Consider the following 23,093-nt stretch of genomic DNA (forward strand, 5'->3'; position numbering starts at 1 on the left):
TTCTAGACCATGGTCTCGTTTAAAGGAAACATCCCACGAATGAACTACTCTGATCCGGCGACGTTCGAAATATCAGGCGTCGTGGCCAAATACGGACAGGAGGGTCGTTCATGCTTGCGCAACTTCCACCGGCACTGCAGAGCCTGCATCTGCCGCTGCGGCTGAAACTGTGGGACGGTAACCAGTTCGATCTGGGGCCTAGCCCGCAGGTCACCATCCTGGTCAAGGAACCACAGCTGATCAGCCAGTTGAGCCACCCGAGCATGGACCAGCTGGGCACGGCGTTCGTCGAAGGCAAGCTGGAGCTGGAAGGCGATATCGGTGAAGCCATCCGGGTATGCGATGAGCTGAGCGAAGCGCTACTGACCGATGAGAATGACACCCCACCGCAGCGGCTGGCCCATGACAAGAGCACCGACGCCGAAGCCATTTCCTATCATTACGATGTATCCAACGCGTTCTACCAGCTATGGCTGGATCAGGACATGGCCTATTCGTGCGCCTACTTCCGCGAGCCGGACAACACGCTGGATCAGGCCCAGCAGGACAAGTTCGATCATCTGTGCCGCAAGCTCCGCCTGGACGCCGGTGACTACTTGCTCGACGTTGGCTGCGGCTGGGGTGGGCTGGCGCGTTTCGCTGCTCGCGAATATGGCGCCAAGGTGTTTGGTATCACTCTGAGCAAGGAGCAGCTAAAGCTTGGCCGCGAGCGGGTGAAGGCTGAGGGGCTGGCCGACAGGGTCGACCTGAAGATTCTCGACTACCGCGACCTGCCTCAGGATGGCCGTTTCGACAAGGTTGTCAGCGTTGGCATGTTCGAACATGTCGGGCATGCCAACCTGGCGCTGTACTGCCGGAAGCTGTTCGGTGCCGTGAGGGAAGGTGGCCTGGTGATGAACCACGGCATCACCGCCAAGCATGTCGATGGCCGCCCGGTCGGGCGTGGCGCTGGCGAGTTCATCGACCGCTACGTGTTCCCCCATGGCGAGTTACCGCACCTGTCGATGATCAGCGCCAGCATCTGTGAAGCGGGGCTGGAAGTGGTAGATGTGGAAAGCCTGCGTTTGCACTATGCGAAGACCTTGCACCACTGGAGCGAGAACCTGGAGAACCAGTTGCACAAGGCGGCGGATCTGGTGCCCGAGAAGACCTTGCGCATCTGGCGCCTGTACCTCGCCGGATGTGCCTATGCCTTCCAGAAGGGATGGATCAACCTGCACCAGATACTGGCCGTGAAGCCTTACGCCGATGGGCACCATGACCTGCCCTGGACGCGTGAAGACCTGTATCGCTAATAACGCAACCGCTGTGGGAGATTCTGTCTGGCGCAGTTTCTGTGGGAGCGGGCGAGCCCGCGAACACCGGCAAAGCCGGTGCCATCTACTGCGCCGCCTGTTTCGCGGGCACGCCCGCTCCCACAGTGACCGCATTCAGCTTACAGGATCGGCGAAATCAGCCGCGCAATCCGCATCCCCAGTTGCTGCAGCCGATGGGTATCGCGGCTGTCCTCAGCAGTAATTTCTCGCGCCTGTTCAAAGTCATTGATCAGCATGCTCTCGACCTGATCGGCGAAGCTGCGGTCTACCGTCAGCAGGGTGATTTCGAAGTTCAGACGGAACGAGCGGTTGTCCAGGTTGGCACTGCCGATCGCGCTGATTTCGTCATCCACCAGCACCACCTTCTGATGCAGGAAGCCCGGTTGGTAGCGGAACATGCGTACACCTGCACGGACTGCTTCGAAGGCGAACAGGCTGGAGGCGGCATAGACGATGCGATGGTCTGGGCGTGACGGGATCAGCACGCGCACATCGACCCCGCGTAGCACCGCCAGACGCAACGCGACGAACACCGCCTCGTCGGGGATGAAATACGGGCTGGTGATCCAGATGCGCCGGGTGGCTGAATGGATCGCCTCAAGGAAGAACAACGAGCAAGTTTCCTGTGGGTCGGCCGGGCCGCTGGCCAAGGCTTGGCACAGCACGCCATTATCCGGGTATGCGTCTGGCAGGATCAGCGGCGGTAGCTGGCGCGTGGCCCAGTACCAGTCCTCGGCGAACGACTCTTGCAGGCAGGCCAGCACCGGCCCGCTGATTTGCACATGGGTGTCGCGCCAAGGTGAGAGCTGCGGGTGGTCACCGAGGTATTCATCGCCCACATTGTGCCCACCGATGAAACCGAGCAGGCCGTCCACTACCACGATCTTGCGATGGTTGCGGAAGTTCACCTGGAAGCGATTGAACCAGCCACGACGGGTAGCGAAGGCATGGATCTGTACACCACCGTCTCGCAGGCGCTGGCTGTAGTTGGCCGGCAAGGCATGGCTGCCGACGCGGTCGTACAGCACGAATACCTGCACCCCCTCGGCGGCCTTGCGCAGCAGCAGTTGCTGCAGCGCCTTGCCGAGGCAGTCGTCATGGATGATGAAGAACTGCACCAGCACCACGTCGCGAGCTTTTTCGATGGCAGCGAAGATGGCATCGAATGTCGCCTTTCCATCGATCAGTAGCTTCACCTGGTTGTTGGCCAGGCAGGGCATGCGCCCGAGCTTGGGCATGGCGCGCAAGGCCGCATAGCTTTCCGATTCGCGAGCAGTAAGGGCTTCCTCTACCCAAGGCCGCCAGTTGAGGCTTGCCATGGCCACGTGCATTTCCTGGTTGGCCTGGCGCCGGGCCTTGATGTAGGCATAGAACGAGCGCGCACCGAAGACCAGGTAAGGGATCAGGGTGAGGTAAGGGATGAAGAACAACGGCATGGCCCAGGCGATTGCGCCTTGGGCAGTGCGCACGGTGAACAGTGCGTGCAGTGCGGCGACGATACCCAGCAGATGAACCAGGCCGAGTAGATAACCGAAGAAGTAGGGGCTGTGGTAGTCCATATGCATCCTGCTGGCCAAGTACACTTGAGTAACAGAACACGTTCCCGGTCCGCCTTGCAACCTGCAGGTGGATTTGGCGTCTAAGGCTCAGCCCGGCCCGCTTGGCCGGCTTTTTTCCAGGAGCGTTCGTCCATGAAGATTCGTCTGCCACTGTTGGCGTTGGCCCTAGGTGTGAGCAGCCCGCTGGTGCATGCTCAGATGTTGCAGCCTGGCTTGTGGGAGCTGACCACCAGCAACATGCAGGTCGATGGCAAGCCGTTACCCGACATGGAGTTCATGCTCGGCCAGTTGAAGAACCTGCCGCCGGAGCAGCGCGCGATGATGGAAGGGGTGCTGGCCAAACAAGGGGTTACTGTTGGTGGTAAGGGGGTGCGTTCGTGCCTGACGGCAGAGCAGGTGGCAACCAACGATATCCCGCTACAGGACCCGAAGTCAGGTTGTACCCAGAAGATCACCGACCGCACCGGAAATGTGTGGAAGTTCCAATTCAGCTGCCCCAAAGCACAGGGTAGTGGCCAAGCGACTTTCCTCAGTGACCGGGAATTCACCACACAGGTCAATGGCACGTTCAACGCCTCGGGTATTCAGCAACAGGGCAGCATGAACACCCGTGCCGTGTGGTTGGGTAATGACTGCGGGTCGGTCAAGCCGCGCAGCTGACATCCCATTGCCACTGGCTGGTCGCGACAGCGTCGTGGGCATGCAGGCTTTCTGCATGCTCCACGCGCAGCTTGAAGGCCGTGCTCCATTCTATTTGCCGCAGTGCCCTATGCAGGCGTCGAGCGGCGTCTTCGCAAAACATCAAATTCTGGCCGTTGGCCAAGGCGAAGGCCTGTTCATCTGCGCGCTTTACCGCGGTCTGTACCGCTGTCCCCAGGCTGGCCTCCATGCGATCGATCAACTCGGTGACTGGCAGTACCTGCTGATTGCTGTGCAGCCTCACCCGGATTTGCGCGCTACTACGTTGGCTATGGGGCGTCGCTACGATGCCTTCGGCGCTGCCAAGCCAACGCAGCACTGCAGATTTATCGACCTGCTCAGCGCTGAAATGCGACTGGAACTGCTGTTGAATCAGCTGCCGTGAAAGTGCAGCCGAGCATGGGCAGGTCGAGGAGTAAGGTATGGAAACGGATAGTTCCACGTGGAACATTTCATTTTCGATCTTTGCATCGACTGTGACGGCATAGCTTTTCCAACCTTCCAGCGGGCTGATCAAGGCGGGCCTTTTCAGCAGATGATCGAAGCGCAGACGCACATAGGCTGCGGAAGAAAGGCCATCATGGCTGTTGAGGAAATCAGCCAGCAACTGGCGGAGGGCGAGCGGCGTCAGGGGCTGGTGTTGCAACGACTCCAAGGCGAGATAAAGCCTCGACATGTGGATACCGCGTGAATTGCCATCTACCAGGTTAACGCCGGCATCGACATTGGCGGCCGCTGTGCGCCCTTCAAACTGCACCGGTTGGGCGATTCCGCACATACCTACCCAGTTCAAAGGCAACGGGTATTCCTGGCGTTGTGCGGCGATGTCGGGGAGCTTGAGCTGGGTCATTTGGCATTCCAAACAGAAGGGGAGCACGCGTCCGTCGATAACGGCTTGGCGAAATTGTATTGTTACTTTATAACATTGTGCAATGCATCGATTCGAATGCGCTCGCCTGAAGAGGTTTCGCCATGTCCAACCGTCTCCCTGTCACCGTGCTGTCCGGCTTCCTTGGCGCCGGCAAGAGCACCTTGCTCAACCATGTGCTGCGTAACCGCGACAATCTGCGGGTCGCGGTCATCGTCAACGACATGAGTGAAATCAACATCGACGCCAGTGAAGTGCAGCGCAACGTCAGCCTCAACCGCGCCGAGGAGAAGTTGGTGGAGATGAGCAATGGCTGCATATGCTGCACGCTGCGTGAAGACCTGCTCGAGGAAGTGGCACGGCTGGCCGAAGAAGGTCGGTTCGACTACTTGCTCATCGAATCCACTGGGATCTCGGAACCGCTACCGGTAGCCGAGACCTTTACCTTCCGCGACGAACAGGGCCGTAGCCTCTCTGACATGGCGCGGCTGGACACCATGGTCACCGTGGTCGATGGCCTGAACTTCATGCGTGATTATCAAGCGGCCGACAGCCTGGCCAGCCGTGGCGAAACCTTGGGTGAAGAGGACGAGCGCTCGATCAGTGACTTGCTGATCGAACAGGTCGAGTTCGCCGATGTGCTGTTGCTGAGCAAGATCGATCTGATCAGTCAGCACGAGAGCGAGGAGCTCATGGCCATTCTGCGCAGCCTCAATGCCCGGGCGCAGATCGTGCCCATGGTCATGGGCCAGGTACCACTGGAACGCATCCTCGACACCGGCCTTTTCGACTTCGACCAGGCTGCCCAGGCCCCTGGCTGGCTGCAGGAGTTGCGTGGCGAGCACGTGCCGGAAACCGAGGAGTACGGCATTGCCGCCACCACCTGGCAGGCCCGGCGACCATTTCATCCACAGCGCTTTTTCGACTTTATCCACACGCCTTGGAGCAATGGGCGACTGCTGCGTTCGAAAGGCTTTTTCTGGTTGGCCAGCAAGTACCAGGAAGCCGGGAGTTGGTCGCAGGCAGGCGGTATGATGCGTCACGGCTTTGCGGGCCGCTGGTGGCGGTTCGTGCCACGCGAGCAGTGGCCACAGGATGTGGATAACACTGCCGCGATCTTGAAGAACTGGGTTGCTGAGTGTGGTGACTGCCGCCAGGAACTGGTGTTCATAGGGCAGAATATCGACTTCGGAAAATTATCCACAGCACTCGACGCATGCCTGCTGACCGACCAGGAAATGGATTTGGGGCACATGGGCTGGTTGCGCCTGCCCGACCCGTTCGGTCCATGGAGTGAGGAGGCCGCAGCATGAACCCGGCACGCAAGCCTGTGGATATTTTCCAGGTGTTTGGCGAAACACCGCAGGTGCTGACCGATGTGCTGCAGGAGGGCGTGAACCTGGCGGTATGGCACCGACGTTTGCCGCCGCAACTGGAGGATTTTGCCGCGCTGGTTGTCAGCCTTGGCCAGCCCTTGGCAGATCAGCGCGTCATCGATGTGGACGAACAGCACATGCCGGTATTGACCGAACTGTTGCCCGAAGCGGCGGACTTGCATGGCTATGAGGCATTCGTGGCGGATGTGGCCTGGCTGGTAGCGGCTTATACCTGCCTGGTGGGTGCGCAGCGGGTCGGTTTGCGCCTGCGGGTACTGACAGGCCCCATGTGCCCGCGTTTCCATGTGGATAACGTTCCGCTGCGGCTGCTCACCACCTACGCTGGCCCAGGTAGCGAGTGGCTGAAGGAGGACGCGAGCCCTCGTGGTCACTTACACACAGCGATACCATCTGTGGATAACATCCAGCACCTGCAAGCTGGCGATGTGGCAGTGCTCAAAGGTGAGAGGTGGCAGGGCAACGAAGGCGCGGGCCTGGTGCATCGCTCTCCCTCGGAGAAGCGGGGGCGCCTGCTGCTCAGCCTTGACTGGCTGGCTTGACGGCGCATAGTGAGGCATCACCCTTGCCCGAAGCTGCCCCATGCTGCAGAACATTCCCACCCATGTGATTGCCGGCCCGCTGGGGGCCGGCAAGACCACCCTGATCCGTAATCTGCTGGCCCAGCGCCCTGCCAGTGAGCGCTGGGCTGTGTTGATCAATGAATTCGGCCTGGTAGGCCTGGATGCTGCCTTGCTCAGCCGTGACGAAGACGGCATCGCCATCGGCGAGGTCGCAGGTGGCTGCCTGTGCTGCGTCAATGGCATGCCGTTCCAGGTGGGCCTGGCCCGGCTGCTGCGCAAATCCCGGCCTGACCGGTTATTCATCGAGCCGTCCGGGCTGGGCCATCCTTTGCAGTTGCTTGCGCAGTTACAGCAGGCCCCTTGGGGTGGAGTGCTGACAATACAGCCATTATTGGTGGTTGTGGATGCGCAGTCGATGGTGCGGAACGAGCGGCTCCCGGAGGCTCAACAGCAGGCGTTCGATGCGTCTGAAAGCGTTGTCTTCAACAAATCAGAGGCTGTTGATGATTATTCCAAGCTGTTGATAAATAAAAAGTTTTATAGGAAGAAATTGTTCTGGACCATCCAAGGAAAGTTGCCCTTGTCGGATCTTCCGGTTGCACCCACGGGCATTGTCGATAGCTCACTTGTGGATAACATGATTGTCGACAATCCTGGAAATCCATCCGCAGCGCTATGGACGGATCCTCGCCAACCGATCTGTCTTGCCCAGCAGGGAGAAGGAGGTTGGAGCATTGGCTGGCGCTGGCACCCTGGCCAGCAGTTTTATCCACAGCGGCTGCAGGCATTCTTACGGGCTTGGCCGTGGCGGCGCGCCAAGGGGGTTATCCACAGTGTGGAGGGCTGGCAATCATTCAATGGCCTGAATGGGGATATACCCGCCTGGCAACCCAGCGATTGGCGCAGGGATACGCGTATCGAGCTGATTTTTGACCAGCCGCAATCGCAACTCGCGTTGCAGGCCGGGTTGAGCGAATGCCGCGTCAGTTGATCAGTTGCGCCAGCGGTTGTGCTCCTGGCGCCACTGCTGCATCTCGATGACATTGTCGGCGCGCGGTGGGGTCTTGATCTCGAACGGGTAGGGCGCCAGTTCGATCTGCACGCTGTGGGCGCCGAACTGGGTTACGGTACCGGGGTGGCGCTGTTCGCCCGTGACGGTGAACTCGAAGGCATAGATGCGCGCCAGGCGCTTGCGGCCGTTGGCGTCACGGACAAAAGCAATGCGCTTGAGTGCGACCGCATCGTCGAGCAGTTCGAGGTCGAGCTTGGTGCAATGCTGTTTGACCCGTTCCAGGGCTTTTTCGCGCAACCCGTGGTTGTGCCACAACCAGGCGCCTGCCGTGGCGACCAGCATCAGGACGAAGAGGTTTTCCAGGGTCAACATTTGCATATGCTCCAAACAGGTCGATCCAGCTTAACTGCGTCCCTGGCCTGTCGTACAGGTGGCAATCGAGTTCATACTGCGCTGCGCACAATCCCTGAAACAGCTTTGGAAACCTCCCGCATGAAACGTACCCCGCACCTGCTCGCCATCCAGTCCCATGTGGTGTTCGGCCACGCCGGCAACAGCGCCGCGGTGTTTCCCATGCAGCGTATCGGGGTCAATGTGTGGCCGCTCAATACCGTGCAGTTCTCCAATCACACACAGTATGGCCAGTGGGCGGGTGAAGTGCTTGCCCCGGCGCAAATTCCTGCGTTGGTGGAAGGCATTTCCAACATCGGCGAGCTGGGCCACTGCGATGCGGTGCTGTCCGGTTACCTGGGCAGTGCCGCACAAGGGCGGGCGATTCTGGCGGGCGTCGAGCGGATCAAGGCGGTGAACCCAAAGGCTTTGTACCTGTGCGACCCGGTCATGGGTCACCCGGAAAAGGGCTGCATCGTGCCAGCGGAAGTCAGTGAGTTTCTGCTCGATGAGGCGGCCGCAAGGGCCGACATCCTGTGCCCCAACCAGCTGGAGCTGGACAGCTTCTGTGGGCGCCGGGCGCAGTCGTTGGAGGACTGTGTGAACATGGCGCGCAGCCTGCTGCAACGCGGGCCGCAGGTGGTGCTGGTCAAGCACCTGGCCTACCCCGGGCGTGCCGAGGAGCAGTTCGAGATGCTGCTGGTGACCGCCGAGCACAGCTGGCACCTGCGCCGCCCGTTGCTGGCGTTCCCGCGGCAGCCGGTGGGGGTGGGTGATCTGACCTCGGGCCTGTTCCTGGCCCGCGTGCTGATGGGCGACAGCTGGGTGCAGGCGTTCGAATTCACCGCTGCGGCTGTGCACGAAGTGCTGCTGGAAACCCAGGCCTGCGCCAGCTACGAGTTGCAACTGGTGCGGGCCCAGGACCGCATCGCGCACCCACGGGTGCGCTTCGAGGCACAGTTGCTGGCGCTTTAAATGGCGTCGGTTTTCAGGTCCTGGTAGCGCTTTTCCAGTTCCTGGCGGATCTGCCGGCGCTGCTGGCCCTGCAGGAAGCGGCGCTTTTCTTCGCTGCTTTGCGGCTGGCGTGGCGGCACCGGCACCGGGCGACGGTTGTCGTCGACCGCGACCATGGTGAAGAAGCAGCTGTTGGAATGGCGTACCGAGCGCTCGCGGATGTTCTCGGTCACCACCTTGATGCCCACCTCCATCGAGGTGTTGCCGGTGTAGTTGACCGACGCCAGGAAGGTCACCAGTTCACCCACGTGCACAGGCTCGCGGAAGATCACCTGATCGACCGACAGGGTGACCACATAGCTGCCGGCATAGCGGCTGGCACAGGCATAGGCCACTTCGTCGAGATACTTGAGCAGGGTGCCGCCATGTACGTTGCCAGAAAAGTTGGCCATGTCCGGGGTCATCAGGACGGTCATGCTCAGCTGGGCGTTTCCAGGTTCCATAGTGTGCTCACGGTGAGGTTGCGCTGAATCGGGCGAGTGGGGGGCATTATCTGCAGACACTTGTGTTCCCCTCTTCTGAATTTGCCTTCCTGGTACGGGACGTTGGCTGACGCTCCATCGTCACGCCGATCATGCCATCAGCGACGCTTTTCCAGCCGATCTGTTTCTGCATATTGCATCGTCTTTTTACGGCGGGGCGCGATGTTAACCTGACTGCACCCATGCAACATGGGCTTTTCCAGCATTCAAAACAGTATGTACTTGCTGCTCGCTCAGGGTTGCCTTGGCAGAGGAGCGGTCTGCCCAGGCATCCAGCACCGGACGAGAAAAGGAGTATCACGCCATGCATGCCATCAGCTTCATCCAGGACCTGGCAGTCATCATGCTGGTTGCTGGCGTGGTCACCGTTCTCTTTCACCGGCTCAAGCAACCCGTGGTGCTGGGCTACATCGTCGCCGGTTTCATCATCGGCCCGCACACCCCACCGTTCGGCCTGATCCACGACGAAGACACCATCAAGACCCTCGCCGAGCTGGGGGTTATTTTCCTCATGTTCTGCCTAGGGCTCGAATTCAGCCTGCGCAAGCTATTCAGGGTAGGCGCCACGGCATTCATCGCGGCGTTCCTGGAAATCGTGCTGATGATCTGGATCGGTTTCGAGATCGGCCGCTGGTTCGGCTGGAACACCATGGATTCGCTGTTCCTCGGTGCCATCCTGGCAATTTCCTCGACCACGATCATCGTCAAGGCGCTCAACGACCTGAAGATGAAGAGCGAGCGTTTCGCCCAGCTGATCTTCGGCGTGCTGATCGTCGAGGACATCCTCGGCATAGGCATCATCGCCCTGCTGTCGGGCATCGCCGTCAGCGGCACAGTCAGCTCGGGCGAGGTGTTCTCCACTGTTGGCAAGCTGTCGCTGTTCATGATCGTCGCGCTGGTGATCGGCATTCTGCTGGTGCCGCGGCTGTTGGCCTACGTGGCTAAATTCGAAAGCAACGAGATGTTGCTGATTACCGTACTGGGCCTGTGCTTCGGCTTCTGCCTGTTGGTGGTGAAGCTGGAATACAGCATGGTGCTTGGTGCCTTCCTGATTGGTGCGATCATGGCCGAATCGCGCCAGTTGCTGAAAATCGAAAGCCTGATCGAACCGGTACGCGACCTGTTCAGTGCGATTTTCTTCGTCGCCATCGGGCTGATGATCGATCCCCAGGTGCTGATCGACTACGCCTGGCCCATCGTGGTCATCACCCTGGCTGTGGTGCTTGGCAAGATGCTGTCGTGCGGCATGGGCGCGTTCATTGCCGGCAATGACGGGCGCACATCGTTGCGGGTGGGCATGGGGCTTTCACAGATTGGCGAGTTTTCCTTCATCATCGCCGCGCTGGGCATGACCCTGCAGGTGACCAGCGACTTCCTCTATCCGGTGGCTGTGGCGGTATCGGCAATCACCACGCTGCTAACACCCTACCTGATCCGTGCCGCCGACCCGCTGTCGCTCAAGCTGGGCAAGGTGGTGCCCAGCCGCCTGGCGCGGGTGCTGTCGTTGTATGGCGAATGGTTGCGCAGCATCCAGCCGCAGGGCGAGAGCGCCATGCTGGCGGCGATGATCCGGCGCATCCTGTTGCAGGTGGGGGTGAACCTGGCGCTGGTGATCGCCATCTTCTTCAGTGGTGGCTACTTCGCCGGGCGCATTGGCAACTGGCTCAGCGAGTGGGTCAGCGATGCCAGCCAGCAGAAAGCGCTGATTTGGGGCGTAGCGTTATTGCTGTCGCTGCCATTCCTGATTGCTGCCTATCGCAAGCTCAAGGCGCTGTCGATGCTGCTTGCGGAGATGGGCGTCAAGCCCGAAATGGCCGGGCGGCATACCCAGCGTGTGCGCCGTGTGGTGGCTGAGGTGATCCCGTTATTGTCGCTGCTGGTGATTTTCCTGCTGTTGTCGGCACTGTCGGCGAGCATTCTGCCGACCAGCGAGTTGCTGCTGGTGATTGCCGTGGTGGCTGCGGTGGTGGTGGCCCTGCTGTGGCGCTGGTTTATCCGCGTGCATACGCGTATGCAGATTGCCTTGCTGGAGACGCTGGAGAACAGCCGCGAGAATACGCACTGACTGTGGGAGCGGGCATGCCCGCGAACACCGGCGCAGCCGGTGCCAGTCACCGCGCTGGGTTCTTCGCGGGCGTGCCCGCTCCCACAGGTACTGCATGGATGCTGACCTTTGTGCAGTACAGCATCAAATCAGAGGTTGGAATCAGCTCTCCAGCCAGACATCCCGCGCCCAATGCCACACCGATTCCCAGCTTTCCTCGACGACGATTTCCTCTTCGGCATCCCACAGCACCACGGTGCCGTCTTCTTCGACGCAGTAGTAGTTGTCGCCGTCCTGGCACAGCGGAATCAGGTCACGCGGCACGCCGGCATCCCAGGCGTTGGCGGCGACCTCGGGCAGGTAGGTATGCGACTGTGGGTCGGTAACGGTTACCGGCTCCAGTGAGCCATACACCACGTCACTGACGGTTAGCAGGAACTCTTTGAACACGAACGGAATGTTGATGAACAGCTCTTCTTCGATCTCGACCAGCAGGTCCTCGTCGGGAAGCTCAAGGGGCACCGGCACTGGCTCGTTGGCTTCACGGAGTTGTTCGATCACTTCTTCCACGGTTCGCTTCCTCTGACCTAGATGACAACGCTGCGCGTTATACCCTAGTAGGCCACTCTGGCAAAAGCAAAACCCCGGGACAGGCCCGGGGTTTTTTGTGCAGCACGCAGCGGTTAGCCGTTTTGACGGATACCGGCTACCAGCCAAGGCTGGTTTTCGCCTTGGGCGCGAACCATGTGCCAGCTTTCGCTGAACACTTCGCCCTGGTCGAAACGCGAGTTCTTCGACACGCCACGGAAGGTCAGGGTGGCGTCGGTGCGGTCGGCGCGGTCGTCGACACCGTCCAGTTGCACTTCGAGGTTGTCGATGTAGGTGGACTGGAAGCCATCACCCAGTTCGGCGCGCTCGCGCTTGAGGAACTCGAGCATCTGCGGGGTGACGAACTCGGCGATCTTGTCCATCTCGTTGGCGTCCCAGTGCTGCTGCAGCGCCTGGAAGTGGTTACGGGCAGCAGCCAGGAAGTTCTGCTCGTTGAACCAGGCCGGGGCGTTGATCACCGGTGCGGCCGCGGCAGCAGGTGCAGCCGAACCACCGAAGATCGACGGCTGGGCAGGCTGGCCGTGAGCTTCACGCTGCATCGGCGCATGACCTGGCATGGCCATTTGCGGCTGCTGCTGGCGACGGCGCGCGGCGATGAAGCGGAACACCAGGAAGGCGATGAGCGCCACGATCAGGAAGTCCATGATCTGGAAGCCTTCGAAACCGTCGCCCATGAACATGGACGCCAGCAGGCCACCGGCAGCGAGGCCAGCCAGAGGGCCCAGCCAGCGCGAAGCACCGCTGGCGGCCGGAGCGGCACGGCCAGGTGCGGTCGGCGCGGCGGCGGGCGCGGTTGGCGTGGCCTGGCGGGTCTGGTGAATAGGCGCGGAGCCCGAGCTCTTGCCGCCGCCAAAACGCTTGGCGTTGGCATCCAGGCTCAGCGTCAGGCCGACGCAGAGCGCCAGAGCGATGCTAAGAAAACGTTGCATAAATGGGATATCCCCTGTTGTGGATTGCACGCGCGTCATGGTGCACAGGTTCCCGGGCACATGACCAGCGACATAATGTTTCTAGCTTTTGCCTGAATGTTTCCAAGCGAGCAGGACTGGCCCTCTGGATACTGCCGCGGTCCCTGTGGGAGCGGGCGTGCCCGCGAACACCGGCGAAGCCGGTACCATCCACCGAGTTGCCGGTTTCGCGGGCATGCCCGCTCCCACAGGTATTGCGCAGGCTTTTAGATCGCCTCGAGCTTGGCATACCCCAGCATCAGCCACTTGCTGCCTTCGGCAAAATTCACCTGCACCCGCGCCTGGGCGCCGGAGCCTTCGAAATTGAGGATCACACCCTCGCCGAACACCGCATGCTGCACCCGCTGGCCGAGGTTGAACGCGGTCTGCGGAATGCTGGCATTGGCGAACAGGTTGCTGTTGGTGGCTGCCTTGGTCCCGCCGAACGGGCGGCTGACGCTGTTGGACAGGCGCACTTCCTGAACCAGGCCCGCCGGAATTTCGCGTACGAAACGTGACACCTTGTTGTAGGTCTCGCTGCCATACAGACGACGCGTTTCGGCGTAGGTCATGACCAGCTGGCGCATGGCGCGGGTGATGCCCACATAGGCCAGGCGGCGTTCCTCCTCCAGGCGGCCAGGCTCTTCCAGGCTCATCTTGTGCGGGAACAGGCCTTCTTCCATGCCCACCAGGAACACATACGGGAACTCCAGGCCCTTGGCGCTGTGCAAGGTCATCAGCTGGATGCTGTCTTCATGCTCGTCGGCCTGGGTATCGCCTGCCTCGAGCGAGGCGTGGCCGAGGAACGCCGAGAGTGGCGAGAGGTCGGCGTCTTCGTCGGTGGACTCGAAGTTGCGCGCTGCGCTGACCAGTTCCTCAAGGTTTTCTACCCGTGCCTGGCCTTTTTCACCCTTTTCTTCCTGGTGATAGATGATCAGCCCAGACTGCTCGATGGTGGTCTGGGTCATGGTATGCAGTGGCATGTCCACGACCTTGGCTGCCAACCCCTCGATCAGCTCGATGAACGCACCAAGGGCACTGGCGGCGCGGCCTTTCAGGGCTTTGGCAGCAAGCAGCTGGCACATGGCCTCCCACATCGACAGCTGGCTGTGGCGGGCATGCTCTCTTATGGCTTCGACGGTTTTTTCGCCAATGCCCCGCGGTGGCACGTTGATCACGCGCTCCAGGGCGGCATCGTTGCCACGGCCTTCGATCAGCCGCAGGTAAGCCATGGCGTTCTTGATTTCGGCGCGTTCGAAGAAGCGCTGGCCACCGTAGATACGGTAGGGGATGCGCTCACGCAGCAAGGCTTCTTCCAGCACCCGCGACTGGGCGTTGGAACGGTACAGGATGGCGATTTCGCTACGCGCATTGCCCTTCTTGACCAGGCTCTCGATGGTTTCCACCACGTAGCGCGCTTCGTCGTGCTCGTTGTAGGCCGCGTACAGGGTCAGCGGTTCGCCTTCGCCCAGGTCAGTCCACAGCTCCTTGCCCAGGCGCCCGCTGTTGTTGGCGATCAGCGCGTTGGCCGCCTTGAGGATGCCGCCGGTAGAGCGGTAGTTCTGCTCCAGGCGAATCATTTCGGCGTCGGGGAAGTCGGCGGTGTACTGGTGAATGTTCTCGATCTTGGCGCCGCGCCAGCCGTAGATCGACTGGTCGTCATCGCCCACCGCCATCAGGCTGGCGCCGCCGCGCGCCAACAGGCGCAGCCAGGCGTACTGCACGGCGTTGGTGTCCTGGAACTCGTCTACCAGTACATGCTGGAAGCGCCGCTGGTAGTGTTCCAGCAGGCCCGGGTGGTCGCGCCACAGGTCCAGGGCGCGCAGCAGCAGCTCGGAAAAGTCGATGACCCCGGCACGCTCGCAGGCCTGTTCGTACGCGGTATAGACCTCGCGCATGGTCGCCAGGAACAGGTCGCCGCCTGCCTGGATATGCTGCGGGCGCAGGCCTTCGTCCTTCTGCCCGTTGATGAACCACTGGGCCTGGCGTGCAGGCCATTTCTGCTCGTCCAGGCCCAGCTCGCGCATCACCCGCTTGATCAGGCGCTGCTGGTCGTCGCTGTCGAGAATCTGGAAGTTCTGCACCAGCCGTGCTTCCTGCCAGTGGGCCCGCAGCAGGCGATGGGCCAGGCCGTGGAAGGTGCCTACCCACATGCCCGCCGGGTTGATGCCCAGCAGCTGCTCGATCCGCTGGCGCATTTCTGCCGCGGCCTTGTTGGTGAAGGTCACCGACAGGATCGAGTGCGGCGATGCCTGCTCTACCTGGATCAGCCAGGCAATGCGGTGCACCAGCACGCGTGTTTTACCGGAACCGGCGCCAGCAAGCACCAGTTGACGCCCGAGCGTGGCCGCTACGGCCTGGCGTTGGGCATCGTTGAGGGAATTCAGCAGGAGGGAGAGGTCGTCTGTGTGCATCGGGCCATTCTAGGGCGCGGCAGGAAATGGGGCAAACCTCTACTGTATGAATATTCACCTGTCACATGCCCGTTCATCGAGCCAATGGCAGGTGCCAGGTCGCCGCTCGGGCGACCTGGTGGGCAGCGGTTCAGTCAATTGCCTCGATAGTGCGAATTTCGCAGCGCTGCGAACCGCCGGCATGGATGATCTCCACGGTGTTCCAGCCAGTGCCGCCTGCACGTTCGAACACCACGGTTTTTTCCGTCACCACTTGCGGGGTAATTGCGTCGCTATCCTGCAGTTGAAGCTCCAGCACTTCCCAGCCGCCCTTGTGGCGCCCCTTTGGTTCGACCAGCACCGGTTCGATGGCCGGGCAGCCGACCGTAACGGTGCCGTGAACCCTGAAAACCTGCTCGCCGTTGGCGATGTCATTGATTGCAACAAGGTTGGCGATAATAGCCATTGTCCGCTCCTGTCTCGGTTGAAAGTAGCGCCAGCGCGCAGGGGCTACTTTCTGCCCTTTCACCTGCCACAGGAGCAGGGCAGTGCTTCAGCTATGCCAGTGCCTGCCATGCCTGGCGAGCAGGCTGTTGGCTTGCTCCGGCCCGTTGCTGCCTGCCGGGTACGGTCGCGGCGCCTGGAAGTGCTCTTCACAGCCCTTGATGATCGGGTCGATCCAGGCCCAGGCCGCTTCCACTTCATCGCGGCGCATGAACAGCGTCGAGTCGCCCTCCAGCACATCCAGCAGCAGCCGCTCGTAGGCCTCCCAGCGGCGGGTCTGGCTGAACACCTGGGCCAGGTTCAGGTCCAGGTCGACCGGTTCCAGGCGCATGCCTTTGCCCGGACTCTTGGTCATCATGCGCAGGCTGATGCGTTCGTCCGGTTGCAGCTGGATCAGCAACTGGTTGACCTGGCCACCCTTGAACAGCTCGTGGGGCACTGGCTTGAACTGGATGACGATCTGCGATGAGCGCCGTGCCATGCGCTTGCCGGTGCGCAGGTAGAAGGGCACGCCGGCCCAGCGCCAATTGTCGATGTGCGCCTCGATGGCGATGAAGGTTTCGGTGTCGCTGTCGTTGTCGACGTCCTTTTCGAAGTAATAGGCCGGCACTTCCTGGCCGCCGATGTGCCCGGCGCCATATTGGCCGCGTACGGTCTTGTCCTGAACGTCCTGACCAGTGATGGGCTTGAGGGCCCGCAGGATCTTCACTTTCTCGTCGCGCACCGCTTCGGCGTCGAACTGCGCGGGGGGCTCCATGGTCACCAGGCATAGCAGTTGTAACAGGTGGTTCTGCAGCATGTCGCGGGTCGCCCCGGCGCGGTCGTAGTAGCCGCCGCGGTTCTCTACCCCCAGGGTCTCGCAAACGCTGATCTGCACGTGGTCGACCTGGTTGTTGCGCCACACCGGCTCCAGCAGGGCGTTGGCAAAGCGCAGGGCCATGAGGTTCTGCACGGTTTCCTTGCCCAGGTAGTGGTCGATGCGGAATACCTGGTTTTCCTCCAGCACTGCACCAATCGCTTCGTTGATGGCGGTAGCCGATTCCAGCGAGTGACCGATCGGCTTTTCCAGCACGATGCGCGCTTCGGCGTCGGCCAGCCCGGCGTTATGCAGGTGCCTGGCAATCGGCACGAACAGGTTGGGGGCGGTAGCCAGGTAGAAGATGCGGGTCAAGCCGCCGGGCTCGCCCAGGTAGCGCGCCAGGCGGCCGAAGTCGGCGCTTTGCGAAGCATCCATGGCAAAATAGTCGACCCGCGCGGAAAACCGCTGCCAGACCTCTTCGTCGAAGTCGTTGCGGGCGATCTGGGCCCGGCAGTGGCGTTCAGCGAGCTTGAGATAGTCGTTACGTGGCAAGTTGCGGCGCGCCAGCGCGATAATCCGCACGGCAGGGTCTAGACGGGCCTCGCGAAACAGGTGGTAGAGCGCCGGAAGCAATTTGTGCAGGGCCAGATCGCCGGTGCCACCGAAGACCAGAATGTCGCAAGGAATAGTCAAACCACCACTCTCCACGTTCGTTTAACTGGGCGGGTTGGCGTCCATGTAGTATAACTACAAGAAAGCTACAACCCGGCCAGCCGATCATAACCGAGTCCAGCCCGTGAATCTGTTGCAACATATCGCCCAATCGCGCCACCTGCTGCGCAAATCGGAACTCAAGGTAGCCGACCACGTGCTACTCGACCCGGCTGCCGTCATGCACAGTTCAATGGCCGACCTGGCGCACAGTGTGGGTATCAGCGAACCGACCATCGTGCGGTTCTGTCGCGCGATCGGTTGCTCGGGCTTTCAGGATTTGAAGCTGAAGCTGGCGCAGAGCCTGGCCGCGGGGGCCAGTTTCGGTCAGTTCGCCATCCATGAAGACGATTCGGTCGCCGACTACAGCCTGAAGATCTTCGACACCACCCTGCACACCCTGATGGAAGTGCGCGAGCACCTCGACCCACAGGCGCTGCAGCAGGCGGTAACCGCCATGGCCCAGGCGCAGCGCGTAGAGTTCTATGGCTTTGGTGCCTCCGGTGCGGTGGCGGCCGATGCCCAGCACAAGTTCTTCCGCCTGCTGCTCAGCGCGGCAGCTTATTCCGACCCGCACATGCAGGCGATGTCGGCGGTGACTCTGAAGCCGGGTGATGTGGCGGTATGCATTTCCCAGTCGGGCCGTTCCAAAGACCTGTTGATTACTGCCAACCTGGTCCGTGAGAGCGGTGCCAACCTGATTACCTTGTGCCCCAGCCAGACGCCGCTGGCCGAGCTGTCGACGGTCAACCTGGCGATCGACGTGCATGAAGACACCGAAATCTATACCCCGCTGACCTCGCGTATCGCCCACCTGGTGGTGATTGATGTGCTGGCCATGGGCGTGGCCATGGCGCGCGGGCCGAGCCTGGTCAACCACCTGAAGAGCGTGAAACGCAGCTTGCGCAGCCTGCGTTTGTCGCCCAAGTCGATCAAGGCTACCGACGACTGAACTCCTGCACCGGCCCATTCGCGGGCTTGCCCGCTCCCACAGGGATTGCGCCGATTTCAAAAAGTGCGCAGTACCTGTGGGAGCGGGCGAGCCGCGAAGAGGCCGGCACAGGTGCTATAAATTTCACTGTTTTGTCACCATTCCACAGCCAAACCGTAAACCACTCAAGCCAGTCTGAAACTCCCGCATCCTATCTGGGAGACAGGCAATGGCTCGTGACTTCGACGGTACCTACCAACCCAGCGCCAAGGCTCGCAAGCAGCAGGAAAAGGACCGGCGCCGCATGGAATACCGCCGCGCGATCGAGAGCTATTGCGACCAACGTCAACTGCTCCGCGAACTGGTGGACTATCCCGAGCTGCAAGCGCTCACGGTCTGGCAGGCGTCGGCAGCGGCTTCCCCGAAAAGCGCTCAACCAGCGCGCTGATCAACGCACGTTCGCTACGAATGAACGCCAGGAAGGCCAAGGCCACCGGCGACTGCCGTTTGGCCTTGGACTGCACTACGCACCAGCTGCGGTACAGCGGCAGTTCCTCCACCGGCAGTTCCTTCAGCACACCGGTGGCCAGTTCCAGGTTGACCGCATGGCGGGTCAGCAGGGCAATGCCCAGGCCGGCGATCACGCACTCGCGTTGTGCGTCGGCCGAGGCCACTTCCAGGGTCTGGGTGAAATGTACGCGCTTGTCCTTGAAGTATTCCTCGCACGCCTTGCGCGTGCCCGAACCTTGTTCGCGGACCAGCAGGGTATGAGGCTCCAGATCCTGCAGGCGCAGCTGTTCCAGCTTGCACAGCGGGTGGTCGGGTGGCGCCACCGCGACGATCGGGTTGTTGAGGAATGGCAGGAACTCCAGGCCCATGTCCTGCGGCACCATGGACATGATGATCAGGTCGTCGCGGTTGTCCGACAGGCGGCGGATAGCCTGTGCCCGGTTGACCACCGTCAGGGTCAGGTTGACCTCCGGGTGACGCTGCTTGAAGGCCGCGAACAGGTGTGGCACGAAGTACTTGGCACTGGACTCGATCGCCAGTTTCAACTGCCCCTGCAATGAGCCCTGCATGTCCGACAGCTGCATGTCCAGGCTCTCCAGGCGCCCGAAGATATCGCGGCTGGCGCGTTGCAGGGCCTCGGCAGCTTCGGTCAGGTAGAGCTTCTTGCCTACGTACTCGAACAGCGGCTGGCCGATCAGCTCTTCGAGCTGGCGGATCTGTAGACTAACGGCGGGTTGCGTCAGCGCCATCTCTTCCGCCGCACGGCTGTACGAACGCAAATCGCACACCTCGTTGAAGATCTGCAGCTGACGCAAAGTCATACGCATCAAGGACTTACGCATTTTTCTCCGCCCTTCGGCAACACCTTGTTACCGCACTATAAGCTTTTGCTAATACAGCCTCTAACAAATATTGATTTTTGTTTATCAACCTACAGCGCTAGGGTTAATGCGCGACTGGCCAGTAACGTCTGGTCACGCGCCGACCGGGAGAACCGGCTCGACTGTTCCTACGGCTTTGGGAAGACTCCAGTGATAAAAAAAATCCTGATCGCCAACCGAGGTGAAATTGCAGTTCGGATCGTGCGCGCCTGCGCCGAGATGGGCATTCGCTCGGTGGCGATCTATTCCGACGCCGACCGCCACGCCTTGCACGTCAAGCGCGCCGACGAAGCCCACAGCATTGGTGCCGAGCCGTTGGCCGGTTACCTGAACCCGCGCAAGCTGGTGAACCTGGCTGTGGAAACCGGCTGTGATGCCCTGCACCCGGGCTATGGTTTCCTGTCGGAAAACGCTGAACTGGCAGAGATCTGCGCCGAGCGCGGGATCAAGTTCATCGGCCCGGCTGCCGATGTCATCCGCCGTATGGGCGACAAGACCGAAGCGCGCCGAACCATGATCGCCGCTGGTGTGCCGGTAACCCCAGGCACCGAAGGCAACGTTGCCGACATCCACGAAGCCCTGAGCGAAGGTGACCGCATCGGTTACCCGGTCATGCTCAAGGCCACCTCGGGTGGTGGTGGCCGTGGTATCCGCCGTTGCAACAGCCGCGAAGAACTGGAACAGAACTTCCCCCGCGTCATCTCCGAGGCTACCAAGGCCTTTGGTTCTGCGGAAGTGTTCCTGGAAAAGTGCATCGTCAACCCCAAGCATATCGAGGCGCAGATCCTTGGTGACAGCTTTGGCAACGTGGTGCACCTGTTCGAGCGCGACTGCTCGATCCAGCGCCGCAACCAGAAGCTCATCGAAATCGCCCCGAGCCCCCAGCTCACCCCTGAGCAGCGCGCCTACATCGGCGACCTGGCGGTGCGTGCGGCCAAGGCGGTGAACTACGAGAACGCCGGTACCGTGGAGTTCCTGCTCGCCGATGGCGAGGTGTACTTCATGGAAATGAACACCCGGGTGCAGGTGGAGCACACCATCACCGAGGAAATCACCGGTATCGACATCGTCCGGGAACAGATCCGCATTGCCTCGGGCCTGCCGCTGTCGGTCAAGCAGGAAGACATCCAGCACCGCGGTTATGCGCTGCAGTTCCGCATCAACGCCGAAGACCCGAAGAACAACTTCCTGCCCAGCTTCGGCAAGATCACCCGCTACTACGCCCCCGGCGGCCCGGGCGTGCGTACCGACACAGCGATCTACACCGGTTACACCATTCCGCCGTTCTACGACTCCATGTGCCTGAAACTGGTGGTGTGGGCGTTGACCTGGGAAGAAGCCATGGACCGCGGCCTGCGCGCCCTGGACGACATGCGCGTGCAAGGGGTGAAGACCACCGCCGCGTACTACCAGGAAATCCTGCGCAATCCGGAATTCCGTAGCGGCCAGTTCAATACCAGCTTCGTCGAAAGCCACCCGGAACTGACCAACTACTCGATCAAGCGCAAACCCGAAGAGCTGGCCCTGGCCATCGCCGCCGCCATCGCCGCCCACGCAGGCCTGTGAGGAACCCCATAATGTCCAAGAAAATTCACGTAACCGACACGATCCTGCGCGACGCCCACCAGTCCCTGCTGGCCACACGCATGCGTACCGAAGACATGCTGCCGATCTGCGACAAGCTCGACAAGGTCGGCTACTGGTCGCTGGAAGTCTGGGGTGGCGCCACCTTCGACGCCTGCGTGCGCTTCCTCAAGGAAGACCCATGGGAGCGCCTGCGCAAGTTGCGCGCGGCGCTGCCCAACACCCGCCTGCAAATGCTGCTGCGCGGCCAGAACCTGCTGGGCTACCGCCACTACAGCGACGACGTGGTCAAGGCCTTCGTCGCCAAGGCAGCGGTCAACGGTATCGACGTGTTCCGCATCTTCGATGCCATGAACGACGTGCGTAACCTGCGTGTGGCCATTGAAGCAGTCAAGGCCGCCGGCAAGCACGCCCAGGGCACCATCGCCTATACCACCAGCCCGGTTCACACCATCGAAGCCTTCGTGAACCAGGCCAAGCAAATGGAAGCCATGGGTTGCGACTCGATCGCGATCAAGGACATGGCCGGCCTGCTGACCCCGTTCGCCACCGGTGAACTGGTCAAGGCGCTGAAGGCCGAGCAATCGTTGCCGGTGTTCATCCACTCCCACGACACGGCCGGCCTGGCCGCCATGTGCCAGCTGAAGGCTGTGGAAAACGGCGCCGATCACATCGACACCGCCATCTCCAGCTTCGCCTGGGGCACCAGCCACCCGGGTACCGAGTCGATGGTTGCCGCGCTCAAGGGCAGCGAGTTCGACACCGGCCTGGACCTGGAGCTGTTGCAGGAAATCGGCTTGTACTTCTATGCCGTGCGCAAGAAGTACCACCAGTTCGAAAGCGAGTTCACCGCTGTGGACACCCGCGTGCAGGTCAACCAGGTACCGGGCGGCATGATTTCCAACCTGGCCAACCAGCTCAAGGAGCAGGGCGCCCTCAATCGCATGAACGAGGTGCTGGCAGAGATCCCGCGCGTGCGTGAAGACCTCGGCTTCCCGCCGCTGGTGACCCCGACGTCGCAGATCGTCGGCACCCAGGCGTTCTTCAACGTGCTGGCCGGCGAGCGCTACAAGACCATCACCAACGAGGTGAAGCTGTACCTGCAAGGCGGTTACGGCAAGGCCCCTGGCGTGGTCAACGAGCAATTGCGCCGCCAGGCGATCGGCAGCGAAGAAGTGATCGACGTACGCCCGGCCGACCTGCTGAAGCCGGAAATGGCCAAGCTGCGTGCCGACATCGGCGCTTTGGCCCGTTGCGAAGAAGACGTGCTGACTTTCGCCATGTTCCCGGACATCGGCCGCAAGTTCCTCGAAGAACGCGAAGCCGGCACGCTGACCCCTGAAGCCCTGCTGCCAATTCCTGAAGCCGGCGCAGTGGCATCCCATGGCGGTGAAGGCGTACCGACCGAGTTCGTCATCGACGTGCACGGCGAAACCTACCGCGTCGACATCACCGGCGTGGGCGTGAAGGCCGAAGGCAAGCGCCATTTCTACCTGTCGATCGACGGCATGCCGGAAGAAGTGGTGTTCGAGCCGCTCAACGAATTCGTCGGCGGCGGCAGCAGCAAGCGCAAGCAGGCCAGTGCCCCGGGCCACGTCAGCACTACCATGCCAGGCAACATCGTCGATGTGCTGGTCAAGGAAGGCGACATGGTCAAGACCGGCCAGGCCGTGCTGATCACCGAAGCCATGAAGATGGAGACCGAAGTGCAGGCGGGTATCGCCGGCAAGGTCGTGGCCATCCACGTGGCCAAGGGCGACCGCGTGACACCGGGCGAGATCCTGATCGAGATCGAAGGCTGAGATAAGCCCTCATCTACAAGTGGTTAACCTCTGGGGAGCGGAATGCTCCCCTTTTTTTATGTACTAATATGCAATTTAGTG

The 23,093-nt window shown here is 61.3% G+C and carries 21 protein-coding genes; 11 read left to right on the forward strand and 10 right to left on the reverse strand.

Annotated features, from left to right (window positions below):
* The first annotated feature begins 110 nt into the window (after positions 1 to 110).
* The gene (gene cfaB / locus CAF70_RS00615) at positions 111 to 1,295 is read left to right on the forward strand and encodes a C17 cyclopropane fatty acid synthase CfaB (protein ID WP_085621463.1); all 1,185 of its coding nucleotides are present in this window, start codon (positions 111 to 113) and stop codon (positions 1,293 to 1,295) included.
* Between the two features lie 140 nt (positions 1,296 to 1,435).
* Here the strand turns inward: cfaB and cls are convergent, their stop codons facing one another.
* Positions 1,436 to 2,875: a cardiolipin synthase gene (gene cls, locus CAF70_RS00620; protein ID WP_085621464.1), complete on the reverse strand. Its 1,440-nt coding sequence runs from the start codon at positions 2,873 to 2,875 to the stop codon at positions 1,436 to 1,438.
* A gap of 132 nt (positions 2,876 to 3,007) precedes the next feature.
* Here cls and CAF70_RS00625 point away from each other — a divergent pair, with 132 nt between their 5' ends.
* Entirely contained in the window at positions 3,008 to 3,535 is a 528-nt protein-coding gene (locus CAF70_RS00625) for a DUF3617 domain-containing protein (protein WP_085621465.1), read from the forward strand.
* Here the strand turns inward: CAF70_RS00625 and folE2 are convergent.
* Positions 3,519 to 4,424 (reverse strand): GTP cyclohydrolase FolE2, encoded by a 906-nt coding sequence (gene folE2 / locus CAF70_RS00630; RefSeq protein ID WP_085621466.1) that lies wholly within the window; start codon positions 4,422 to 4,424, stop codon positions 3,519 to 3,521. The two genes, CAF70_RS00625 and folE2, sit on opposite strands and share 17 nt — an antisense overlap.
* A gap of 122 nt (positions 4,425 to 4,546) precedes the next feature.
* On the opposite strand from folE2, the gene zigA reads away from it, so the two are divergent.
* The 3 genes from zigA to CAF70_RS00645 are packed head-to-tail and all read left to right on the forward strand — an operon-like array spanning position 4,547 to position 7,390.
* Positions 4,547 to 5,755: a zinc metallochaperone GTPase ZigA gene (zigA, locus tag CAF70_RS00635; protein ID WP_085621467.1), complete on the forward strand. Its 1,209-nt coding sequence runs from the start codon at positions 4,547 to 4,549 to the stop codon at positions 5,753 to 5,755.
* On the forward strand, positions 5,752 to 6,378 hold the full coding sequence (locus CAF70_RS00640; protein ID WP_085621468.1) for a DUF1826 domain-containing protein: 627 nt from the start codon (positions 5,752 to 5,754) through the stop codon (positions 6,376 to 6,378). Before zigA ends, CAF70_RS00640 begins: the two co-directional genes overlap by 4 nt.
* A gap of 40 nt (positions 6,379 to 6,418) precedes the next feature.
* A complete protein-coding gene (locus tag CAF70_RS00645; RefSeq protein WP_085621469.1) occupies positions 6,419 to 7,390 on the forward strand; it encodes a GTP-binding protein in 972 nt (323 codons plus the stop codon).
* Here CAF70_RS00645 and CAF70_RS00650 read toward each other — a convergent pair whose 3' ends face one another.
* A complete protein-coding gene (locus CAF70_RS00650; RefSeq protein ID WP_085621470.1) occupies positions 7,391 to 7,783 on the reverse strand; it encodes a DUF3301 domain-containing protein in 393 nt (130 codons plus the stop codon).
* A 120-nt stretch (positions 7,784 to 7,903) separates the two neighbouring features.
* Here CAF70_RS00650 and pdxY point away from each other — a divergent pair, with 120 nt between their 5' ends.
* Positions 7,904 to 8,776, forward strand: a complete 873-nt coding sequence (gene pdxY, locus CAF70_RS00655) for a pyridoxal kinase PdxY (RefSeq protein WP_085621471.1) — start codon at positions 7,904 to 7,906, stop codon at positions 8,774 to 8,776.
* On the opposite strand, the gene CAF70_RS00660 is transcribed toward pdxY, so the two are convergent.
* The gene (locus CAF70_RS00660) at positions 8,773 to 9,258 is read right to left on the reverse strand and encodes an acyl-CoA thioesterase (protein ID WP_009683536.1); all 486 of its coding nucleotides are present in this window, start codon (positions 9,256 to 9,258) and stop codon (positions 8,773 to 8,775) included. The genes pdxY and CAF70_RS00660 overlap by 4 nt on opposite strands.
* 343 nt (positions 9,259 to 9,601) lie before the next feature.
* Between CAF70_RS00660 and CAF70_RS00665 the strand changes: the two genes are divergently transcribed.
* Entirely contained in the window at positions 9,602 to 11,362 is a 1,761-nt protein-coding gene (locus tag CAF70_RS00665) for a cation:proton antiporter (protein ID WP_085621472.1), read from the forward strand.
* A 141-nt stretch (positions 11,363 to 11,503) separates the two neighbouring features.
* Here the strand turns inward: CAF70_RS00665 and CAF70_RS00675 are convergent, their stop codons facing one another.
* From CAF70_RS00675 to zwf, 5 genes are all read right to left on the reverse strand, one after another.
* Positions 11,504 to 11,911 carry an SMI1/KNR4 family protein gene (locus CAF70_RS00675; RefSeq protein WP_085621473.1) on the reverse strand — a complete coding sequence of 136 codons (408 nt, stop codon included), beginning with the start codon at positions 11,909 to 11,911 and terminating at the stop codon, positions 11,504 to 11,506.
* A 113-nt stretch (positions 11,912 to 12,024) separates the two neighbouring features.
* On the reverse strand, positions 12,025 to 12,879 hold the full coding sequence (locus tag CAF70_RS00680) for a Tim44 domain-containing protein (RefSeq protein WP_085621474.1): 855 nt from the start codon (positions 12,877 to 12,879) through the stop codon (positions 12,025 to 12,027).
* Positions 12,880 to 13,124: 245 nt separating this feature from the next.
* Positions 13,125 to 15,311, reverse strand: coding sequence for a DNA helicase II (uvrD, locus tag CAF70_RS00690; protein WP_085621475.1), 2,187 nt, complete (start codon positions 15,309 to 15,311; stop codon positions 13,125 to 13,127).
* A 130-nt stretch (positions 15,312 to 15,441) separates the two neighbouring features.
* Positions 15,442 to 15,756, reverse strand: coding sequence for a hypothetical protein (locus CAF70_RS00695; protein WP_085621476.1), 315 nt, complete (start codon positions 15,754 to 15,756; stop codon positions 15,442 to 15,444).
* A gap of 87 nt (positions 15,757 to 15,843) precedes the next feature.
* On the reverse strand, positions 15,844 to 17,286 hold the full coding sequence (zwf, locus tag CAF70_RS00700; RefSeq protein WP_085621477.1) for a glucose-6-phosphate dehydrogenase: 1,443 nt from the start codon (positions 17,284 to 17,286) through the stop codon (positions 15,844 to 15,846).
* A 103-nt stretch (positions 17,287 to 17,389) separates the two neighbouring features.
* Between zwf and hexR the strand changes: the two genes are divergently transcribed.
* On the forward strand, positions 17,390 to 18,256 hold the full coding sequence (hexR, locus tag CAF70_RS00705) for a transcriptional regulator HexR (protein ID WP_011536461.1): 867 nt from the start codon (positions 17,390 to 17,392) through the stop codon (positions 18,254 to 18,256).
* A gap of 208 nt (positions 18,257 to 18,464) precedes the next feature.
* Entirely contained in the window at positions 18,465 to 18,683 is a 219-nt protein-coding gene (locus tag CAF70_RS00710; RefSeq protein ID WP_085621478.1) for a PA3496 family putative envelope integrity protein, read from the forward strand.
* Here the strand turns inward: CAF70_RS00710 and CAF70_RS00715 are convergent.
* Positions 18,625 to 19,587: a LysR family transcriptional regulator gene (locus CAF70_RS00715; RefSeq protein WP_085621479.1), complete on the reverse strand. Its 963-nt coding sequence runs from the start codon at positions 19,585 to 19,587 to the stop codon at positions 18,625 to 18,627. The two genes, CAF70_RS00710 and CAF70_RS00715, sit on opposite strands and share 59 nt — an antisense overlap.
* Before the next feature lie 189 nt (positions 19,588 to 19,776).
* Here CAF70_RS00715 and CAF70_RS00720 point away from each other — a divergent pair, with 189 nt between their 5' ends.
* Together CAF70_RS00720 and oadA are read left to right on the forward strand one after the other, a co-directional pair.
* The gene (locus tag CAF70_RS00720; RefSeq protein WP_016712746.1) at positions 19,777 to 21,192 is read left to right on the forward strand and encodes an acetyl-CoA carboxylase biotin carboxylase subunit; all 1,416 of its coding nucleotides are present in this window, start codon (positions 19,777 to 19,779) and stop codon (positions 21,190 to 21,192) included.
* An 11-nt stretch (positions 21,193 to 21,203) separates the two neighbouring features.
* The gene (gene oadA, locus CAF70_RS00725; protein WP_085621480.1) at positions 21,204 to 23,012 is read left to right on the forward strand and encodes a sodium-extruding oxaloacetate decarboxylase subunit alpha; all 1,809 of its coding nucleotides are present in this window, start codon (positions 21,204 to 21,206) and stop codon (positions 23,010 to 23,012) included.
* The last annotated feature ends 81 nt before the right edge of the window (positions 23,013 to 23,093 follow it).

This window comes from Pseudomonas sp. B19(2017), assembly GCF_002113165.1.
Classification (GTDB): domain Bacteria; phylum Pseudomonadota; class Gammaproteobacteria; order Pseudomonadales; family Pseudomonadaceae; genus Aquipseudomonas.